Here is a 3,454-nt window from a genome sequence, read left to right as displayed (position 1 = left end):
GCTCCGCACAGACTTCGTGCCTCGAAAGACAAACGTTTTCAATTAGCTTGAAAATCATATTTTTTGTACTTCATCTATGATAAGGAGCCGCCGAATTATTCGGTGGTTTTCATTTTTACTAACTAATTAATGTTACTTAAGACTAACTATGATACATGTGTTATACTATTTAGTATATTAAGATAACGAGGTGTAAATATGCTTACCAATGAACAAGTATTATCACTTTTAGGTACAATTAATGAGCCATTTTTAAATAAATCATTAGTAGAATTAGATGCTGTTAAAGAAATATCGATAAAAGAAGAGAAGAAACATGTAAGCGTTAAAATTGCATTGTTGAAAACGGGCACAGCTGAACAAATGCAAATTCAAACACAAATTGTTCAGTTATTAAAGCAGAATGGTGCTGAAACAGTTGGAATTCGATTTACTGAAATTACAGAAGAAGAAAAAGGTCAGTTTATTAAAGAAAATGATGAAAACTCAACACTTTCACTATTAGATAATAAAAAAGTACAATTTTTAGCGATCGCAAGTGGAAAAGGTGGAGTAGGAAAATCAACTGTTTCTGTAAACTTAGCTGTTGCTTTAGCAAGATTAGGTAAAAAAGTAGGTATAATTGACGCTGATATTTATGGCTTTAGTGTACCGGATATGATGGGAATTACGACAAGACCTGTGATCAGGGGTGAGCGTATCATTCCAGTCGATCGTTTTGGAGTAAAGGTTATTTCAATGGGATTCTTTGTAGAAGATAATTCACCAATTATTTGGAGAGGTCCAATGCTAGGTAAAATGCTACAACAGTTTTTCACAGAAGTGGAATGGGGAGATTTAGACTATTTATTACTAGATTTACCACCAGGTACTGGAGATGTAGCGTTAGACGTTCATAGCATGTTACCATCATGTAAAGAAATAATTGTTACAACACCACATCCTACAGCTTCAATTGTTGCAGCTAGAGCGGGAGTAATGGCATTAAAAACAAATCATGAAATTATTGGTGTTGTAGAAAATATGAGTTATTTTGAAAGTAAAAAAACTGGCGAAAAAGAGTATGTTTTTGGTAAAGGTGGAGGAGAAAGGCTTGCAAAAGAGCTTCAAACAACTCTATTAGGACAATTACCTTTACAGCAGCCTGATTGGGATGAAGAGGACTTTGCTCCTTCAATATATGATAAAGATCACCCAAATGGTAAAATCTATACGTCGATTGCTGAGCAAGTAGTCGAAAAAATCGTATTAAATAAATAATAAACAATACCCTTTTAATTTGTATGCTTGTTTTTTGTTAGCAATGGTTATACGATAACTATTGCTAATATTTAGACATGAATTCAAATTATTAGGGTATTTATATTGATTAAATAGTTAATAAAGTTTTATATGAATCGTTAATTTAAGAACAAAATCAGAAGCTTTGTGAAAACGGGGGATTAAGAAACGAATGACGAGTCGGAAATTGGTTCGATTATTTTTAACAACATTACTAGTTGGTGGAATCGCAACAATCATAACGGGTATTCTTTATGGGTATAAAGAGTATTTAGGTTATGTTCAAGATGCTAGATTTATTAAACTTCTAGTAGAAGTATCATTTTTATTTATATTAGGATTAGTCTTCAGTGCAGTAAGTCAGATGGGATTCTTTGCATATTTGACAATACATAGATTCGGATTAGGCTTATTTAAGTCATTATGGAATACAGTTCAAATTGTATTAATCATATTCGCTTTATTTGATTTAGCTTATTTTCGATTTAAAGAGTATGCGCATGGAGAAGCTTTTACTGTATATTTAATATTCCCAATAGTGCTTTTAGTAGGTAGTTTGATTGTTTCTTATATAAAAATGAAAGAAACAAACAAAGGGGCGTTTATTCCAGCTTTATTTTTTATGATTGTCGTTACAATCGTTGAATGGGTTCCTGCATTAAGACAGAATGATCTTTCGTGGTTAATTCTAATGTTAGTACCATTATTTATTTGTAATGCGTATCAGTTATTAACTCTACACAAAATACTAAAGAGCTAAGAGAAACATCTCTTAGCTTTTTTATTTTACAATTTTAATATTAGTTTTAGTATTAGATATCATTTGAGAAACAGTTATGTTTTTATATCCTTCGTCTTTTAAGTAGGACCAAATTAATGGCAATGCTTTTGGCGTTTGAAGTGCTGAATCACTTGCATGAAGCAAAATGATGTCGCCCGGATCAGTATTACTTTCTACGCTTTTAACAATTTTATTTGTTCCAGGATTTCTCCAGTCTTCAGTATTAACACTCCAATGAATCACAGAAAGATTGTTGCGTGCAGCAAGCTTTATAACTTCTTTATTATATTCACCATTTGGTGGTCTAAATAACTTAACGTCTTTTACGCCTAGACGGTTAAATACTTCTGCTGAATTATTTAAATCTCTTTGCATTTCAACTGGAGTTAGCTGGGTGTAGCTTTTATAACGATACCCAAGTGTTCCAATCTCGTGACCTTGTTTAACGATTGTTTCAACAATCTCTGGATGTCGCTCTGCCCATGATGCGGATAAGAAAAAGGTGGCATTCGTAATTTTTTGATTTCGTAATACGTCCAAAACTTTGAGTACATTTTCATCTCCCCAGCTTATATCAAAAGTAAGAGATACATTTTTTTGTGAGGCATCACCTTTGTATATTGCCATTGGCCCCTTGTTGGTTGAAAAAGTTGAAAATGTTTTAGGTGCTTGTATATAAACTAAGCAAGCTGTGAAAAATGCAATAATAGTAATTAAAGAAAATTGTTTTAATTTCCTTTTTGAAGTGATGTAAAAGTAAAAAAGCATAAAATCGCCTTCTTTCTTGTCCAAGTTCTTATATAAAGGATATGAAATTTAGTAAGCTTGTATGCTATAAAACGAAATGATTAAATGTTTTAAGTATTGGAACAATAAAATTGGGATTTTCTTAAAAGCGTATAAAGATGAAAGTGCCATGGAGTGGTGTTTATGTTTGGAGTGCTTCTAAATAGGGAGCATGTATTAGAGATCGAATCGCTCATAATACGCTCTCTATATGAATTAGATAAAGAGTTATCATCTCAAAACTTAAATGAAAGAGTAAAAAGTGAAATGGTCAAAAAGAAGAAAATCTTATATGAAGTGTATAATAGATTACCGCTATAGGAGTTTTTCACTTTAATAATGGTTTAGGGAGTAAAAAGCTTCATTGATTTCCATTTTCGCTATCACATGAGGCTTGTTCACTTAGTCCATGAAAAAGATTTAAAAAAATCAATTTTTGTGTTGACGTTATATTTCAATACGTGGTATATTATTTCTTGTCTTCAACGACAACAAAAACTGATTCAACAAATTAAAAAATAATTTTTAAAAATGTTGACAGGCTATATTGCAAAATGGTAATATTAAAAAGTCGCTTACGGGCGATGAAGTGAACTTTGAAAACTA

Annotated in this window: 4 protein-coding genes; 3 read left to right on the top strand and 1 reads right to left on the bottom strand. The window is 31.7% G+C overall.

Going from position 1 to position 3,454, the window contains the following annotated elements:
- The first annotated feature begins 198 nt into the window (after window positions 1–198).
- Both COI44_RS23600 and COI44_RS23595 read left to right on the top strand, forming a co-directional pair.
- Window positions 199–1,260: an Mrp/NBP35 family ATP-binding protein gene (locus tag COI44_RS23600; RefSeq protein ID WP_098430051.1), complete on the top strand. Its 1,062-nt coding sequence runs from the start codon at window positions 199–201 to the stop codon at window positions 1,258–1,260.
- A gap of 193 nt (window positions 1,261–1,453) precedes the next feature.
- The gene (locus COI44_RS23595; protein ID WP_098430050.1) at window positions 1,454–2,041 is read left to right on the top strand and encodes a KinB-signaling pathway activation protein; all 588 of its coding nucleotides are present in this window, start codon (window positions 1,454–1,456) and stop codon (window positions 2,039–2,041) included.
- A 21-nt stretch (window positions 2,042–2,062) separates the two neighbouring features.
- On the opposite strand, the gene pdaB is transcribed toward COI44_RS23595, so the two are convergent.
- Entirely contained in the window at window positions 2,063–2,830 is a 768-nt protein-coding gene (gene pdaB / locus COI44_RS23590) for a polysaccharide deacetylase family sporulation protein PdaB (RefSeq protein WP_098430049.1), read from the bottom strand.
- Window positions 2,831–2,992: 162 nt separating this feature from the next.
- Between pdaB and COI44_RS24350 the strand changes: the two genes are divergently transcribed.
- Window positions 2,993–3,169, top strand: a complete 177-nt coding sequence (locus COI44_RS24350; RefSeq protein WP_179887243.1) for a hypothetical protein — start codon at window positions 2,993–2,995, stop codon at window positions 3,167–3,169.
- Window positions 3,170–3,454 lie beyond the last annotated feature (285 nt).

Source organism: Bacillus sp. AFS088145 (assembly GCF_002564465.1).
Taxonomy (GTDB): Bacteria; Bacillota; Bacilli; order Bacillales; family Bacillaceae_G; genus Gottfriedia.
This window is presented reverse-complemented; position numbering and strand designations above follow the sequence as displayed.